Here is a 15420-nt window from a genome sequence, read left to right as displayed (position 1 = left end):
CCGAGATGAAGAGAACCCGCCAGATCCGCGCGGTGATGACGGCCGACGTCGCCGTGGTCGAGCCGCACCTGCCGGTCGAAGCCGCCGTCGCCGTGCTGGAGCGGCGGGGCGTGCGCGGCGCGCCGGTGGTCGGCGAAGACGGCCGGGTTCTCGGCGTCGTCACGCGCGGCGATTTGGCGAGGAGGCGTCCCGGCCGCTGCTTCGGACGCCTCGGCTGGCGCAAGGCCGGTGCGGTGGCCGAGGCGATGTCGACGCCGCCGGTGACCGTCGGAGTGGACGACGACGTCGTGTGCGCGGTCCGGCGGATGAACGCCAACCGGGTGCGCCGCCTGCCCGTGCTCGGCGCCGGCCACCGGCTGGCCGGGATCGTCTCGCACGGCGACCTCGGACGGGTTTTCCTGCGGCCGGACGACGAGATCCGAGACGAGGTGCGCGACGAGGTCCTGGACCGCGAGCTGTGCGTCGATCCGGCGTCATTGGACATCGCGGTGCGCGACGGCGTCGTGTGGCTCACCGGCACGGTCGAGCGCCGCAGCATCGTCCCGGTGATCCCGGTGATGCTGGCGCTCGTCGGCCGCGTGGACGGCGTGGTGGCGGTGAAGGAGCATTTGCGAGTGGGAGTGGACGCCCGGATCGTCCTGGCCGACGAACCGGCCGCGGGAGGTGTGCCCGGGTGACCCCCCGTTCCCCGTCGCCCGACGGGAAGAGCGGCCACTGTCCTCTGCGGACGGTGGCCGTTTCCCGTTCCTGGCAGCGATCCGCGGCTGAGTCAGTCCGTCGAGGCGCGGCGAACTGTCCACAGTGGAATAAGCCCGGTCCCGCCGTCGTCGCGTGGCCGCCGGAAGCGATCCGCCCTGGAACGGTCCCCGGCGCGGAGACCCCCCCCGGACCGCTCCGCCGGAGATGCGCTTTCGTCCCTGCGGGAAGGGACTTCGGCCCCTGACGGGCTCCTCCCGGATGGGCCACCGTGGACCGGATTGCCGGAACAGGCGGCGGGAAGGGGAGGCGGCGGTGTCCCGGAAGAAGCCCGGCCGCGCGGTGCTGGTCGGGGTCGACGAGTCGGAGGCCTCGCTCGCGGCGGTCCGCTGGGCGGCTGCCGAAGCGCTGCGCCGCGACTGCCAGCTGCAGCTGTTCCAAGCGGGAACCGCGGCCGCGGAGCAAGAAGCGCGCGAGCGGTTCGCCCGCGCGCACCGATGGCTGAGCCGTGCCGCGCAAGTCGCGCAGGAGACGGCTCCAGAAGTGGCGACCCAGCCGGTCCTGCGGGCCGGGTTGGCGGTGGACCTGCTTGTCGAGAGGTCGCGTTCGGTGTCGCTGGTGGTGCTCGGTTCGCACGGGCTCGGCGGGTCGCGCGGGGCGGCGATCGGCTCGGTCGCGTTGCGGGCGGCGGCGAGCACGCATTGCCCGGCGGTCGTCGTGCGCGGGCGCGCGGCACCGGGCGGGGCGGTCGTGGTCGGAGTGGACACCGACGAACGCGTCGGGGAGTTCGCCTTCGAGGCCGCCGCGAACCGGCAGGCGCCGCTCGTCGCGGTGCACGCCTGGCGTTCCGGCGGGCCCGGCCGGGCCGCGGCGGAGGACCGCGCGCTGCGGGAGTGCACCGCCGCGTGGACGGACAAGTACCCGGAGGTCGCGGTGCGGATCCGGGCGGTGCGGGAGCGTTCGCCGGGGCGGGCGCTGCTGGCGGTCGAGGGCGCGCAATTGCTCGTGATCGGCAGCCGTGGCCGGGGTCCCGTGACCGGCGGGTTGCTCGGGTCGACCGGGAACCGGCTGCTCGCGCACGCGGCGTGCCCGGTCGCGGTCGTCCGCGGGGCGTTGCGGTGAGGAGAGGGGAGAGTCTTGCGTGCACGGGACATCATGAGCACGCCGGTGGTCAGTGTCGGTCCGGGTTTCCTGGTCGAGGACGCTGTTGTGCTGCTGGCCGAGCACGCTGTAGCGGCGTTGCCGGTGGTCGATCACGACAATCGGGTGCTGGGGCTTTTCACCGAGACAGACGCGTTGGCTGGTGTCCGGATGGCTGATCCGGGGCTGCGGGTGCGCGCCGTGCTGACCGCGCCGGTCGAGCCGGTGGACCTCGACGCCGACGTCGCGGCGATCGCCGTTCGCATGCTGGCCGACCGGATCCGCAGCGTCCCGGTGACCGACCGCGGCGAACTGGCCGGGATCGTGAGCCGCCGCGATCTGCTCGTTCCGCTGGTCCGCCGGGACGACGCGATCGCGTCCCGGCTGCGCGCGCTGTTGAGCGACTACGCCGGGCACCGGAATCACTGGGAGGTCTCGGTGGCCGGCGGGGCCGTCACGATCCGCGGCGGGTTCTCCGGCGAAGCCGAGCGGCGGCTCGTCAAAGCTCTCGCCCTGACCGCGGAAGGCGTTGTCGCGGTGGAGCTTTTCCCGTCGCGGTGATCCGCCCGGACCGAGGAGGAAGCGATGCGCGCACAGCCCGGCGACTGGCTGGTGGTGAAGAGCGTCCGGGCGGAGTTCCCGGACCGGCACGGCCGCATCGTCGCGGTCGGGACCCCGGACGGCGGCCCGCCGTTCACCGTCGCCTGGTTCCTCGGCGGCTACGTTTCGACGATCTACCCCGGCCCGGACGCGGTCGTGCTCACCGAGGCCGAGCGGAACGGCCCTGCGCCGAACGGCGGAAGGGCCGCGCGTCCCCGCCGCGCCGGGAACCGTCCGCGGCGCGGCACTGAGGACGTTGGTCCCTCGCCCCGGTGACTCCGGACCGGCGTGCCCGGTCCGTTCCGTCGCCTACTTTCGAGCCAGTACCAGGGAAAGGACGGGTCTGATGCGCGCACGCGATCTGATGTCCTCGCCTGCGGAGATGGTGCGTCCGTGGACCTCCGCCGACGAGGCCGCCGGGATTCTGGCCGACCGCGGCTTCCCCGCGTTGCCGGTCGTGGACGACGACGGACGGCTCGTCGGCATCGTCACCGAGGCCGACCTCGGCCGCGGCGCGGGCCGGCGCCGTCCGTACCGCTCCGGCGCGATCGAGACGACCGTCGGCGCGGTGATGACCTCGCCCGCCGCCGGGATGCCGCCGGGGGCCGACCTCGCCGACGTCTGCCGGGAGCTGGTGGACGCGAAGAGCCAGGCGATGCCGATCGTCGAGTCTTCCCACGTCGTCGGGATCGTGACGCGCGGCGACGTGGTCCGCGTGCTCGCCCGCGCCGACACCGCGATCGCGGCGGACGTGCGCCACCGGCTCGAGGTCTACGGCGGGACCGGCCGCTGGAAAGTCGAGGTGCACGAAGGGATCGTGCGCATCACCGATCGTTACGACGACGAAACCGACCGCGACGTCGCGACGCTGCTGGCGCTGGCGGTGCCCGGCGTGGTGGGCGCGGGCCCGGCGAGCGACGGGACGGGCAGATGACCGGCCGGAGCCGCACGGTGCTCGTCGGGATCGGCGGATGGGACGGCGCGGCCGAAGCGGTCCGGTGGGCCGCCCGGCTCGCCGCGGGCCGCGACCTCGAACTGGAGCTCGTGCACTGCCTGCAGACCGCGGTGCCCGCCGGATTCGCCGGGCCCGGCCCGCTTTTCGAGGACGCGCCCGCCGACTGCGGGCTCCTCGCGCCCGAGGCGGAGGAGCTGGCGGCGGACGCGGTCCGCAACGAGGTCTACACCGATTCCGCGCCCGCGCTGCTGATCGACCGGTCCCGGGACGCCCGGATGGTCGTGCTCGGCCGCACCGGGACCGACGGGTTCACCGGCATGCTGGCCGGCGCGGCGACCGCGGCGGTCGTGAGCAACGCGGGCTGCCCGGTGGCGGTGGTCCGCGGCCGCCGCGGCGACGGCCCGGTTCCGCCCGACGGGCCGGTCGCGGTCGGCGTCGACACGAGCCCGAACAGCGAGGCGGCGATCGCGGCGGCGTTCGAGGAAGCCAGTTTCCGGCGGGTTCCGCTGGTCGCGGTGCACGCCTGGGCCGACGTGGTGTGCGACGCGATCGAGCGCACCGCGCGTCCGTTGCCGGAGCGGGAAACCCGCCGCCAGCCGGTCGAGGAACGGCTGCTCGCGCACCGGCTCGACGGCTGGCAGGAGAAGTACCCCGACGTCGAGGTGCGCCGGAAGCTGGTCCGCGACCGGCCGCGGCAGGTGCTGCTCGACGAGTCGGAGCGGGCCCAGCTGATGGTCGTCGGCAGCCGCGGCCGGGGCGGGTTCGCCGGGATGCAGCTCGGGTCGACCGCACAGGCGCTGATCCACCACGCCTCGTGCCCGGTCCTCGTGGTGCGGCCGGAGGCGCGCCGTTGACCGGCCCCGCGCGAACTTCTGGCAAAACGACAACAACCGGGCGAGACGGGGAATGGCCGGACGGCGCAACGGCAATTCCGCCGGGACTGGCCCGAAGATCGGGATTTCCGCCGGAAGAACCATTCCGCCGCCGTCCGCGGCCCGGATCCGGGGCAGGCCGACCACTCCGTTCGGCCTTGCGGCGCACCGCCGGACGCGCCCGCTTCCGCCGCTCGGCCAAGGAATCGCGGCCGCCGGACCGGGCGCGGCTCCGACAGTTCCCGGCACGATTTCCCGGCGGGGAGAGAACCCGGCACGATCGTTTTCCCGTGCAGCGCCGAAAATCGCCGCCGGCCCCCTTTTCGCGCGCTTGACGGCCGCTCGCACGAGCCGCAAGACTGAATTCCCAGTGGCGCCGCGCGGACGGGACGGCGGCGCCGGACGGGCAGGAGCCGGGGTGAACCAGCGGGACACACCCGAAGAAGCGAGGCTGACGTTCCCCGATCAGCCGAGGACGGAACTGGACCAGCTCCTCGGCGAGCTGGTGGAGCGCGCCCAGGAGGTCATCAGCACGCAGGGCAGGCTGCGCGGGCTGCTGCGCGCGACCCAGTCCATCACCGGCAGCCTCGCGCTGCCGGCGTTGCTGCGCCGGCTCGTGGAGTCCGCGTCCGAACTGGTCGGGGCACGGTACGCGGCGCTGGGCGTGATCGGGCCGGACGGGCGGCTCACCGAGTTCGTGCACACCGGGATGGACGCCGAGGCGGTCAAGCGGATCGGCCGGCTGCCCGAGGGCAAGGGCCTGCTCGGCGCGGTCGTCGAGGACCCGCGCCCGGTGCGGCTGGACCGGCTGCAGGACGATCCCAGGTCGACCGGGTTCCCCGAGGGGCATCCGCCGATGACGAGCTTCCTCGGCGTCCCGGTCCGGGTGCGCGGCGAGGTGTTCGGCGACCTCTATCTCGCCGACGCCGAACAGGGCCGGTTCAACGAGGAGGACGAACAGCTCGCGCTCGCGCTCGCCGCGGCGGCGGGCAGCGCGATCGAGAACGCGCGGCTGTACGAGACCGCGCGGAACCAGCAGGAGTGGCTGCGCGCTTCCGCGGCGGTCACCCGGGAATTGCTGTCGGCGGATCTCGGCGATCCGCTGGGCCGCGTCGTGGAGTACGCGCGGGAGCTCGCGTCCGCGGACCTGGTTTCGGTGACCCGCCCGGCGGAACGGGAGGGCTACCTCTTCGTCGAACGCGCGGTCGGCGCGGGCGCGGAGCAGCTGGCGGGCCGGGAACTGCTCACCGAGTCCACTGTGGCCGGCACGGTGTTCGCCCGCGGCGAGCCGAGGATCGGTTCGTGGCCGGACGAGCTGTCCCGGCTGTCGGTACCGTCCGTGCTGAGCCTGAACCTCGATTCGGTGATGCTGGTGCCGCTCGCCGGGAACGGGACGGTGGCCGGGGTGCTCACCGTCTCCCGGCTGGCCGGGCGCCCGGCGTTCACCGCCGACGACCTGGAGATCGCGGCCTGGTTCGCCGACCAGGCGGCGGTGGCGCTCGAACTCGCGCAGGCGCGGGCCGAACGCGAGGACGCGGCGCTGCACGACGAACGCGACCGGATCGCGGCGCGGCTGCACAGCGAGATCCTGAACCGGCTCTACGCCGCCGGATTGTCGCTGCAGACCACGGCCGGGCTCGCCAAGTCGGCGGTGGTCGCGGCCCGGCTGCGCGAGACGATCGCCGACCTCGACGACGTGATCAACCACGTGCAGCAGACCGTTTTCCGGCTGGACGACGTCGTGGCGCCCGGCCCGGAGCCGATCCGCGACCAGGTGCTGCGGGTGCTGGCGCAGGCACGCGAGGAGCTGGGGCTGGCGGTGTCGACGCGGCTGACCGGGAAACTCGACCCGGTGCCCTCGGACGTCGTGGTGCCGTTGCTCGCCGACGCGCTGCCGCTGGTCGCCCGGCACGCCTCGGCCGACTCGGTGGAGGTCGAGATCCGGGCGGAAGAGACGCAGACGACGGTGACCGTCCGGTACGAGGGCTCGGGCGACCTCGCCGTGTCCGCCGCGCCCGGGCTGGCCGCGCTGGCGGAGCAGGCGAGCCGCCGCGGCGGGACGCTGACGGTGGCGGGCGGTTCCCGGCTGAGCTGGTCCGTGCCGGTGAAAACCCAGCCGCCGCCGGGGGAATGAGGCCTTCCGGCGCGCGGGCCGCCGTACTCTCGACATTCTCGGCGCACGAACCAGCCCTAGGTGGGAGAAGGACCGATGCTGCGGGTATTCCTGGTGGACGATCACGAGGTGGTCCGGCGCGGGGTCGCCGACCTGCTGGAAGAGGACCCGGAGATCGCCGTGGTCGGCCAGGCGGGCGACGTTTCGCAGGCGCTGGCGCGGATCCCGGCGCTGCGCCCGGACGTCGCGGTGCTCGACGTGCGGCTGCCCGACGGCAACGGCATCGAGCTGGCCCGCGAACTGCGGTCGTGGTCGCCGGACCTGAAATGCCTGATGCTCACCTCCTACACCGACGAACAGGCGATGCTCGACGCGGTGCTGGCCGGAGCCGCCGGGTACGTGATCAAGGACATCAAGGGCCTGGACCTGATCTCGGCGGTCCGCGACGTCGGCGCGGGGAAGTCGCTGCTGGACGCGCACGCGGCGGCCGCGTTGATGGCGAAACTGCGCGACAGTGCGGAGAAACAGCGGGGGCCGTTGTCGCAGCTGTCCGAACAGGAACGCACGCTGCTGGCGCTGATCGGCGAGGGACTGACGAACCGGCAGATCTCCGAACGGATGTTCCTGGCGGAGAAGACGGTGAAAAATTACGTGTCGCGGTTGCTGACGAAGCTCGGCATGGAGCGGCGTACGCAGGCGGCGGTGCTCGCCACGGAGTTGCGGGGGCGTCCGCGTCGGCCGGGTTAGACGCTGAGCGGCGAGGGCGTCACAAGAACGTCCTCCAGTGCCCGTCGAGGAGTCCGCGGCACCGGAGCGCCGTAACCGAGGCGCAGCACGATCTGCGGCCAAAGCCCGCCGCCGAGCAAATCGCGGAGGCGGGCCCGGATCGCGGGCACTTCGACCGGCTGGGAGATGAACGAGGCGTCGATTCCGCGGGCGGTGGCGGTCAGCAGGACGCGTTGCATCGCTTGCCCGGCGCGGAGCCGGTCGATCGCCAGGTCCGCGAACGTCCCGACCACCACGACCAGCGGAGCCGCGCCCGGGGCGCGCGAGCCGCCGCCGTAATCGCGCAGGACCCAGGTGTCGTCGGCGGTCACGGCCCCGCCCGCGGCGAACGGGACGCCGTCGCGCCGGTCGCGGCCGCGGCCGGTCCAGCGTTGCCATTCGGACCGGAAGGCCGGGTCCTCCGTCTGGAGCCGGTGGCTTTCGCGGATCAGCTCCTTGAGCCCGGCGAGCTGGTCCTCGTCGAGCCGCGGCAGCCAGGCGTGTTCGACCTCGGCCGCGTGCCGCAGCGCGCCCAGCGCCCCGCCGGGAACCGGCTTGGCGGTGAACGGCGTGCGGTTGGTGTGCCGCAGCGGGATGGCCTCGGCCAGCGAAGCGAGCTTGCGGTCGGTCGCGGCGGCGGCGCGCGGGCGCACGAGGGCGAGCAGGTCGGGATTGCCGCGGCGGGGAAAGTAGCTGATGGCCGGATGAACCCCGGTCGCGTGGATCGCGGCGCGCAGGTTGAACAGGGCGGCTCCGCAGGAAAGCAGCAGTTCGCGCCGGTCCGGGTCGGCGACGGGCAGCGTGCGGTCGGCGTCGGCGTGCACCTCGATGCCCGTCGGGCCGACGCTGAACAGCCAGGGCTGGGTGTTGTGCGTGGACGGCGCCAGCGTCGCGGAGCGCAGCACCGACACCACCTGTTCGGCGCTGAGCAGGCCGGACGGCGCCACCTGAAGGGTCATCCTTCTCCCCGGGACCGCGAAACGCGGGACACTGTGTCGTGCGTGGTTCTTCGCTTCAGCATGCGTCCGCCGGGCGGGGGCGCACAGGGGCGAAAGTCATCTCCTCTGAGAACGCCGAGCGCCGAAAGCAGGTCTGATGCCGGAAACCGGAGAGGGCCCCCGGAAGCTGTCCGGAACCCTGTCGCAGCTGCGGCTGCGGGAGACGCTGCGCGATCTTCAGGAGCGCATCGAGCTTTTGATCGGCACCCGGGACAAAATGGACGGCCTGCTCGAGGCGGTGCTGGCGGTCGCGTCGGGACTCGAACTGGACGCGACGCTGCGGCGGATCGTGCGGGCCGCGGTGGAACTCGGCGAGGCGCACTACGGCGCGCTGGGCGTGCTCGGCGACGACGGCGCGCTGGCCGAGTTCGTGTACCTGGGCATCGACGCGCAGACGCGGGAGCGGATCGGGCATCTGCCCGAAGGCCACGGGCTGCTCGGGCTCGTGATCGACGACGCGAAGCCGTTGCGGCTGACCGAGATCTCGGCGCATCCCGCGTCGGTCGGCTTCCCGGCGAACCATCCGCCGATGCACTCGTTCCTCGGCGTGCCGGTGCGCGTGCGGGACGAGGTGTTCGGCAATCTCTACCTCACGGAGAAGAAAGACGGGGCGGAATTCACCGACGACGACGAGGTGATCGTGCAGGCGCTGGCCGCGGCCGCCGGGATCGCGATCGAGAACGCGCACCTGTACGAGCAGACCCGGTTGCGGCAGCGCTGGCTCGGCGCGACCAGCGAGGTGACCACGGAGCTCCTCGGCGGCACGGACCCGGTCGACGCGCTGGAGCTGATCGCGGGCCGGGCGCTGGAGCTGACCGGCTCGGACATCACGATGCTCGCGCTGCCCGGCACGGGCAGGCTCGACGTCGACGAGGACCGGGACGCCGAACCCGCCGAGCTGACCGTCACCGTGTGCGCGGGCGGCGGCGCCGACCTGACCGGGACCCGGATGCCCGTCGCCGGGTCGGTGCCGGGGGCGGTGTTCCAGGACCGGACCCCGCGCCGGATGGCCGAGCTGAAGCTGTTCGCCGACCGCGGCCGGGGCCCGGCGCTGGTGGTGCCGTTGCGGGCGGGGGACCACACCTCCGGGGTGCTGATCGCCTTGCGGGATCCGGGGTCGGCCCTGTTCGAGACCGCGCAGCTGCCGGTGCTGGCGTCGTTCGCGGACCAGGCGGCGCTGGCGTTGCAGCTGGCGGCGCAGCAGCGGGCGGCGCGGGAGCGGGACGTGCTGTCGGATCGGGATCGGATCGCGCGGGATTTGCATGATCATGTGATTCAGCGGCTGTTCGCGGTGGGGCTGGCGATGCAGAGCACGCAGCGGCGGACGAAAACGCCGGAGCTGCAGCGGCGGTTGCAGGAGAGCATCGATCAGATGCACGAGATCGTGCGGGAGATCCGGACCGCGATTTTCGACCTGCACGGCGGCGCGGCGGGGGAGGTCCGGCTGCGGAACCGGCTGCACGACGCGATCGCGGAGCTCACCGACGACGCGCCGCTGCATCCGGCGGTCAGCATGGCGGGTCCGCTCGACGCGGTCCCCGCGCAGCTGGCCGAGCATGTGGAAGCGGTCGTGCGGGAGGCGGTGAGCAACGCCGTCCGGCACGCGGACGCGTCGGCGCTGTCGGTTTCCGTCGCGGTCCGGGACGAGGTCGTGCGGATTTCGGTGACCGACGACGGGAAAGGGCTGCCGGAGGACGTTTCGCCGAGCGGGCTGGGGAATCTGCGCGAGCGCGCGGAGTCGGCCGGCGGGACCTTCGCGCTCGGGACGCGTCCGGGCGGGGGTGTGCGGCTGGACTGGTCGGCGCCGCTGAACTGAGGCGGAGCGGCGGAAATCCGGGGTTTCGCGGCGGGCGGGGGAATCCGCGGCGAGGTTCAGGCGGGGAGCGCGTCCGGGCGGTGGTCCCCGGACCGGCTGGCGGGGATCGTCGCGCTGAGCTGGTTCAGCTCGGCGTCGACGTCGACGACGACCGCCTCCAGCAGTTCCTGGGAAAGGTCGCACAACGCCCGTCCGGCGGCGAGATAACCGGCCACGTGCGTGAGCCCGCGTCCCTCCGCCGCGCTGTGCGCGAGACCGACGCCGGAGAATTCGTCCCCGTCGTCGGTCCGCAGCACCGCCCTGGCGCGGGTGTAGTGCACGGTCCGGTCGAACGCGATGGCGAGTGTCCACTGCTGCGGCGTCTCGGTCATGTCAGCTCCGTTCCGGGTTCACCGTCGCAGGCCCCGCCGGGGGAAGGAAAGGGCCGGAAGTCCTCTGCGCGCTTTCCTGCTCCGCCGCCGGACCGGCTGCGTCCTCTCCTCGGACGCCAGTGCCGATCGTGCGGGGCGGGGAGGGGGCAGGAGGTCACCGCGGCTCCGGGCCGGTCCCGCTCGCCGGATCGCGTGCTCTTGATGTCCACTATGGACAGTGAGATCGCCGGTGGCGGCTGTCTGTCCATTGCGTACTCTTGCGGTCCCGGCGAGGCTGCTTCGGCGGAAAGCCGGGACAGGGGTAGGGTGCGAAAGCCGTCCGACTCTGCTGCGGAACGCGGCTGGTTCCGGAATCGGGTGAGGCGGTGAACGGCAGTGCCGGGAGTCGGGGATTTCGCGGAGGCGGTGTCGTCCATGCTTTCGAACTTGCGCGCCGCACTGCGCGAAGGCCGCGACATCACCGCGCCGCTGGCCGGGGTGTGCCGGGCGGTGGTGACGCTGATGCCGGTCGACGGAGCCGCCGTTTCGCTGATCGCCGAGGGCGGGCAGCGCGCGCTCGTGCTGGCCACGGATCCGGTGGTCGAACATCTGGACGCGGTCCAGTTCGGCTTGGGGGAGGGCCCGTCCTTCGAAGCGTTCGAGACCGGACGGCCGGTGCTGGCCGCGGATCTGTCCCGGAGCCTTCCCGCGTCGTGGCCGGTGTTCGGAGCCGAAGCCGCGCTGGCCGGAATCGGCGGAATATTCGCGTTTCCGCTCCGGCACGGCGCGGCGAAGCTCGGTGCGCTGGACATCTACCGGCGGGATTCCGGGTGGCTCTCGGAGGAGGAACTGGCGACGATCCTGAGCGGGGCGGACCTGGTGACCAGTGCGTTGCTGGCAGTGGTTACCGCGGGCGCGGCCGGGGAAACCCTCAGCGGCGCGATGGGCCGGGACCGGGCGGTGGTGCACCAGGCCACCGGGATCGTGATCGCGGAGTTCGCGATTCCCGCGGAAGAGGCGCTCGCCAAGCTGCGGGCGTACACGTTTTCCCAGGGGAGAATGCTGGACGAGGTCGCGCGGGATCTCGTCGCCCGGCGGTTGCACCCGCGGGAGATCGAGGCATGAAAGCTGTCGGAAGGCCGGGTTCCGCGCGGGACGGGCGGAGGAACCCCGCCAGAGGGAAGGAGAGAGACCGATGAGCGACGGACTCGCCGGCGCGGTCGCGTCGTCAAACGAAAACGAGCTGCTGCGCGCGTTCGTGGACATGGCCGACACGCTGGTCGACGAGTACGACGTGGCGGACATGCTGCACCGGCTCGCGAGGTACTGCGTCTCGCTGCTGGGAGCCTCGGCGGCCGGGCTGCTGCTCGCCGACCAGCGCGGCGGCCTCGAAGTGGTCGCCTCGTCGGACGAGGGCACCCGGATGCTGGAACTGCTGCAGCTGCAGACTGAGCAGGGACCGTGCCTGGACGCCTACCGCGGCGGCGAATCGGTTTCGGTCGAGGACGTCGCCGCGGAGGCGGCGCGGTGGCCGCAGTTCGCGCAGCAGGCGTCCGCGGCGGGATTCCGGTCCGTGCAGGCGATGCCGTTGCGGCTGCGCAGGCAGGTGATCGGCACGCTGAACCTGTTCGGCGGCAGCGCGAGCCCGCTGGCCGCGTCCACGCTGAACGTGGCCCGCGCACTGGCGGACATCGCGACGATAGGGATCCTGCAGGAGCGCGCGATCCGGCGCGGGGAGCTGCTGACCGAGCAGTTGCAGCACGCGCTGAACAGCCGGGTCGTCATCGAGCAGGCGAAAGGCGTGCTGGCCCATGCCGGCGGGGTGGAGATGGACGAGGCGTTCGGCCGGCTGCGCGGCTACAGCCGTACGCACCGGGAGCGGCTCAGCGAGGTGGCCGAGGCGGTCGTGCGCGGCGAACTCCGGCCGGAACAGCTTCTCGGCGAGGACTGAGCATCGGCTGTCACCCGCCGCGCACGGGAAACCACCCGGAATGACCGTAACGGCCCCGTTCCGTGCACCGGCCCTACGGCGCGACGGGCCGCGGACAGCCCGGACGGACGTCTTGGCAAGGCCCGCGAGCCGCCGTTACTGTGGGTTTCCCGGAAGGGGTCCCGACGGGGATCCCGCCTGGGAACGTGCAGATGCCGCGTGCCCTGGCCCCCGGCTTTCTGACATCTGCGACATGGAACCCGTGCCGACAGTCCGGAGTGCCTGATGTCGCTTCCGTCATCCGAAGCCGCTTTCCGCACCCGGCGCCGGAAAACGTGCGAGCGCTGCGGCGAGCAGATTCCGCCGGGGAAGCTGCAGACCGCGCTCGTTCCCGATTCCTCGCGCGTCGATCCCGCCGATTTCGCCGGCCACGGCCAGCGGCTCGTCTACGCCTGCGGCGACGAGCACATGGCCCAGCTAGTCGAAAAGGCCCGGCGCGACTGGGTCGACGAGCAGTGGTGGTTCCGCCTGTTGTGCCAGGCCAGCCGGTCCGCGGGGCAGGCGTCGCTGTCCGAACTCGCGCGCCACGCCCGCCTGTCCGACGGGCAGCTCAACGCGGCGCTGCAGTGGAACGCCGCCGCCGACCATCCGCTGCGCTGCCTGCCGGGCGGGCAACCCTGCTGACCGCGGCCTGATTCGCGCGTTCGCCGTTCGCGCGGGTGCCTCGCCATGCCCGGCGAACCGGACGGTCCAGCTGATCAGCAGCACCACGATCAGGAGACCGGCCGCCGACGCGACGAGCCCGCCCGCGTGCGAGAGCCAGCCCAGCAGCATGCCCAGCATTCCGGCCGCGGCGGCGGTGAACAGCTTTCGCCGCAGGTCGGGTTTGCGGAAAAGGCTCCCCGGGCGGATCGCGCACACCAGGATCGCGCCGGCCGAGAGAGCCAGCACCAAGGCGAACAGCCGCGCGGGCAGCGCCGGGCTGAGTGCGCACACCAGGAACACGCAGCTGCAGGCGAGACGCCATTCGATTCGAGCGGACACGGCACACCTCGGTTTGTCGTCCCTTGTCTTCGAGGTGCTGCCCACCGTAGGTACGCGCGGTTCCCGGCGGGCAGGGCCGGAGGACCCGATTCGGAGGGCCTCTCGAGCGGCGGGAGGCCCGAATCGGACAAAAGGCAGGCCGGGCCTCGGTTCGATACGCATATTCCCGCGGATTTCGTCCTCGGCGCCCCCGCGGATTCACCGCATTCGGCAGCCGGACCCGCGAACAGCGCGGGACGCGGTTCGGCGGCGGAATCCGGATCCCTGACAAAGACCATTCTGCCCGGGAATTTGACAGTTTCCGCGCGACCGAACGGAGGTTGTGCCTTTTCCCGCCGCGCTCAGACTGGAGTGCGGCGGGAACGCGCGCCGTTCTCGTGGCGGTGGCCGGGAAACGGCCATCGGTGAGGTCGAGCCCATGCCGGCAGGTCGCCCGTTCGGTGCGTGGATGCCGCTCGTCGTGTCCCGCGTCCGCCGCCGCGCTCTCCCGGCCAGGCAGGAGCGAAGGAGGACGGATGAGACTTGACGGGAAGGCAGGCGTCGCGCTGGCGGCGGTCGCCCTCGTGGCGTCGTCGCTGGCCGGTTCGGCGTCCGTGGCGGGCGGCCGGGCCGAAGCCGCCCCGCCGCCGGCGTGCTCGCCCGGCACGACGATGGCGACCGACGACGGCCCGGTGTGCGGGATCGCCGGCCCGGACGTCCGGTCGTGGGAAGGAATCCGGTTCGGCGCGCCGCCGGTGGACAATTTGCGCTGGGCTCCGCCGCAGCGTCCGGCGAAATGGACCAAGCCGTTCGCCGCGACCGCGCCGGGCAACGCCTGCCCGCAGCCGGCCGGTCTCGGCCCGGGTTCGGAGACCGAGGACTGCCTGAACCTGAACGTCCGGGTGCCCGCCAACCCCGGGCACGGGAAGCTGCCGGTCATGGTGCAGCTGCACGGCGGCGGATTCCTGTTGCTGCAGGCGCAGAACGCGAGCAGGCTCGTCACCGAGGGGCACGTGATCAGCGTCGAGGTCAACTACCGGCTAGGGATTTTCGGGTTCCTGGCGCACGAGGCGTTCGGCGAGCACGCGGGCGACTACGGGCTGCAGGACCAGCAGGCCGCGCTGCGCTGGGTGCAGCGCAACATCGCGAAGTTCGGCGGAGATCCGCACAACGTCACGATCTACGGTGCTTCCGCGGGCGGGTCGAGCGTCTGCGACCACACCGCTTCGCCGACCGCCGCGGGCCTGTTCCAGCGCGGCATCAGCCAGAACGGCGAGTACAACTCGTTGCTGGGCACGGACATCCAGTGGCAGCCGCAGGACTGCAAAGCGGATCTGCCCGACGAGGAGCAGGCCCAGCAGGCCGGAGCGCGGTTCGCGAAAGCGCTGGGCTGTCAGGACAACGCCGGCGCGTGCTTGCGCAAGGTTCCCGTGGCGGCGCTGTTGAAACAGGCGGGCAACGGGATGAAACCGGACAGCGGCACGATCGCGCCGATCGTGAACGGGACCACGCTGCCGCTGTCGCCGGGCGAGGCGTTCGCCAAGGGCCGGGTCAACAAGGTGGCGCTGATGCACGGCGTTGCCCGCGACGAGGTCCAGCTGCCGTCGGCTTCGACGCCGGAGGACTACCGCAAACTGGTGGCGCAGCAGTACGGCGAGCACGCCAAGGAAGTCAGCGAGCTGTACCCGCTGAAACGTTTCCCGAACCCGGCCCCGTTCCTGGCCTTCCGGACCATCGTGGCCGACTCCAACTCAGTCTGCCCCGCCGTCCTCAACGACGAACGCCTCTCGCGCCACATTCCCGTTTTCGCCTACGAGATGGACGACACCGACGTGCCGCCCGCGTTCTTCCTGGACCCGACCAAGCCGAACGGCGCGTACCACGTGGCGGAGGGAATGCTGCTGACGCCTCCGCCGGGAATCAAGCTGACCCCCAACCAAAAAGTGCTGTCCGACCAGCTGGTAGCCCAGTGGACCGGCTTCGCCCGCACCGGAAACCCAACCGTGGACGGGACTCCGCGCTGGGATCCGTTCACCGAGCGCAACCCGGTGGTGATGTCCTTGAACGCTAAAACCGCACCAACGCACCCAACCAGCGGTGCCCACGCAACCAGGGACGGCAATGTCGCCGCCAGGCGGAGCCGATCAAGGAATCATCAACGC

The 15420-nt window shown here is 72.4% G+C and carries 15 protein-coding genes; 12 read left to right on the top strand and 3 right to left on the bottom strand.

Annotated elements, in window-relative coordinates; translation table 11 throughout:
* The first annotated feature begins 5 nt into the window (after positions 1–5).
* From ACWDNU_RS37055 to ACWDNU_RS37020, 8 genes are all read left to right on the top strand, one after another.
* A complete protein-coding gene (locus ACWDNU_RS37055; RefSeq protein ID WP_449672292.1) occupies positions 6–677 on the top strand; it encodes a CBS domain-containing protein in 672 nt (223 codons plus the stop codon).
* Between the two features lie 334 nt (positions 678–1011).
* Complete coding sequence (locus tag ACWDNU_RS37050; protein ID WP_449672291.1) at positions 1012–1818, top strand: universal stress protein; 807 nt, start codon at positions 1012–1014, stop codon at positions 1816–1818.
* Between the two features lie 15 nt (positions 1819–1833).
* Entirely contained in the window at positions 1834–2397 is a 564-nt protein-coding gene (locus ACWDNU_RS37045; RefSeq protein WP_449672290.1) for a CBS domain-containing protein, read from the top strand.
* A 24-nt stretch (positions 2398–2421) separates the two neighbouring features.
* Positions 2422–2712: a DUF1918 domain-containing protein gene (locus ACWDNU_RS37040; RefSeq protein ID WP_449672289.1), complete on the top strand. Its 291-nt coding sequence runs from the start codon at positions 2422–2424 to the stop codon at positions 2710–2712.
* A gap of 70 nt (positions 2713–2782) precedes the next feature.
* Entirely contained in the window at positions 2783–3370 is a 588-nt protein-coding gene (locus ACWDNU_RS37035; protein WP_449672288.1) for a CBS domain-containing protein, read from the top strand.
* On the top strand, positions 3367–4245 hold the full coding sequence (locus tag ACWDNU_RS37030; RefSeq protein WP_449672287.1) for a universal stress protein: 879 nt from the start codon (positions 3367–3369) through the stop codon (positions 4243–4245). The genes ACWDNU_RS37035 and ACWDNU_RS37030 overlap by 4 nt, the downstream gene beginning before the upstream one ends.
* A 436-nt stretch (positions 4246–4681) precedes the next feature.
* The gene (locus ACWDNU_RS37025) at positions 4682–6397 is read left to right on the top strand and encodes a GAF domain-containing protein (RefSeq protein WP_449672286.1); all 1716 of its coding nucleotides are present in this window, start codon (positions 4682–4684) and stop codon (positions 6395–6397) included.
* A gap of 75 nt (positions 6398–6472) precedes the next feature.
* Positions 6473–7123: a response regulator gene (locus ACWDNU_RS37020; RefSeq protein ID WP_449672285.1), complete on the top strand. Its 651-nt coding sequence runs from the start codon at positions 6473–6475 to the stop codon at positions 7121–7123.
* Here the strand turns inward: ACWDNU_RS37020 and ACWDNU_RS37015 are convergent.
* Positions 7120–8100, bottom strand: coding sequence for an Acg family FMN-binding oxidoreductase (locus ACWDNU_RS37015; protein WP_370937917.1), 981 nt, complete (start codon positions 8098–8100; stop codon positions 7120–7122). The genes ACWDNU_RS37020 and ACWDNU_RS37015 overlap by 4 nt on opposite strands.
* A 136-nt stretch (positions 8101–8236) precedes the next feature.
* On the opposite strand from ACWDNU_RS37015, the gene ACWDNU_RS37010 reads away from it, so the two are divergent.
* The gene (locus tag ACWDNU_RS37010) at positions 8237–9955 is read left to right on the top strand and encodes a GAF domain-containing sensor histidine kinase (RefSeq protein ID WP_449672284.1); all 1719 of its coding nucleotides are present in this window, start codon (positions 8237–8239) and stop codon (positions 9953–9955) included.
* A 56-nt stretch (positions 9956–10011) separates the two neighbouring features.
* Here ACWDNU_RS37010 and ACWDNU_RS37005 read toward each other — a convergent pair whose 3' ends face one another.
* Positions 10012–10326: a dsRBD fold-containing protein gene (locus tag ACWDNU_RS37005; protein WP_449672283.1), complete on the bottom strand. Its 315-nt coding sequence runs from the start codon at positions 10324–10326 to the stop codon at positions 10012–10014.
* A gap of 414 nt (positions 10327–10740) precedes the next feature.
* On the opposite strand from ACWDNU_RS37005, the gene ACWDNU_RS37000 reads away from it, so the two are divergent.
* Both ACWDNU_RS37000 and ACWDNU_RS36995 read left to right on the top strand, forming a co-directional pair.
* On the top strand, positions 10741–11430 hold the full coding sequence (locus ACWDNU_RS37000) for a GAF and ANTAR domain-containing protein (RefSeq protein WP_449672282.1): 690 nt from the start codon (positions 10741–10743) through the stop codon (positions 11428–11430).
* Between the two features lie 70 nt (positions 11431–11500).
* Positions 11501–12256: a GAF and ANTAR domain-containing protein gene (locus ACWDNU_RS36995; protein ID WP_449672281.1), complete on the top strand. Its 756-nt coding sequence runs from the start codon at positions 11501–11503 to the stop codon at positions 12254–12256.
* Positions 12257–12712: 456 nt separating this feature from the next.
* Here ACWDNU_RS36995 and ACWDNU_RS36990 read toward each other — a convergent pair whose 3' ends face one another.
* On the bottom strand, positions 12713–13279 hold the full coding sequence (locus ACWDNU_RS36990; RefSeq protein ID WP_449672280.1) for a hypothetical protein: 567 nt from the start codon (positions 13277–13279) through the stop codon (positions 12713–12715).
* A 515-nt stretch (positions 13280–13794) separates the two neighbouring features.
* On the opposite strand from ACWDNU_RS36990, the gene ACWDNU_RS36985 reads away from it, so the two are divergent.
* Positions 13795–15420 (top strand): carboxylesterase/lipase family protein (locus tag ACWDNU_RS36985; RefSeq protein WP_449672279.1); only part of this gene is annotated, 1626 nt, incomplete at its 3' end.

It is taken from the genome of Amycolatopsis sp. NPDC003676, from assembly GCF_053587275.1.
The sequence above is the reverse complement of the archived record's forward strand: the minus strand, read 5'-3'. Positions and strand labels throughout refer to the sequence as shown.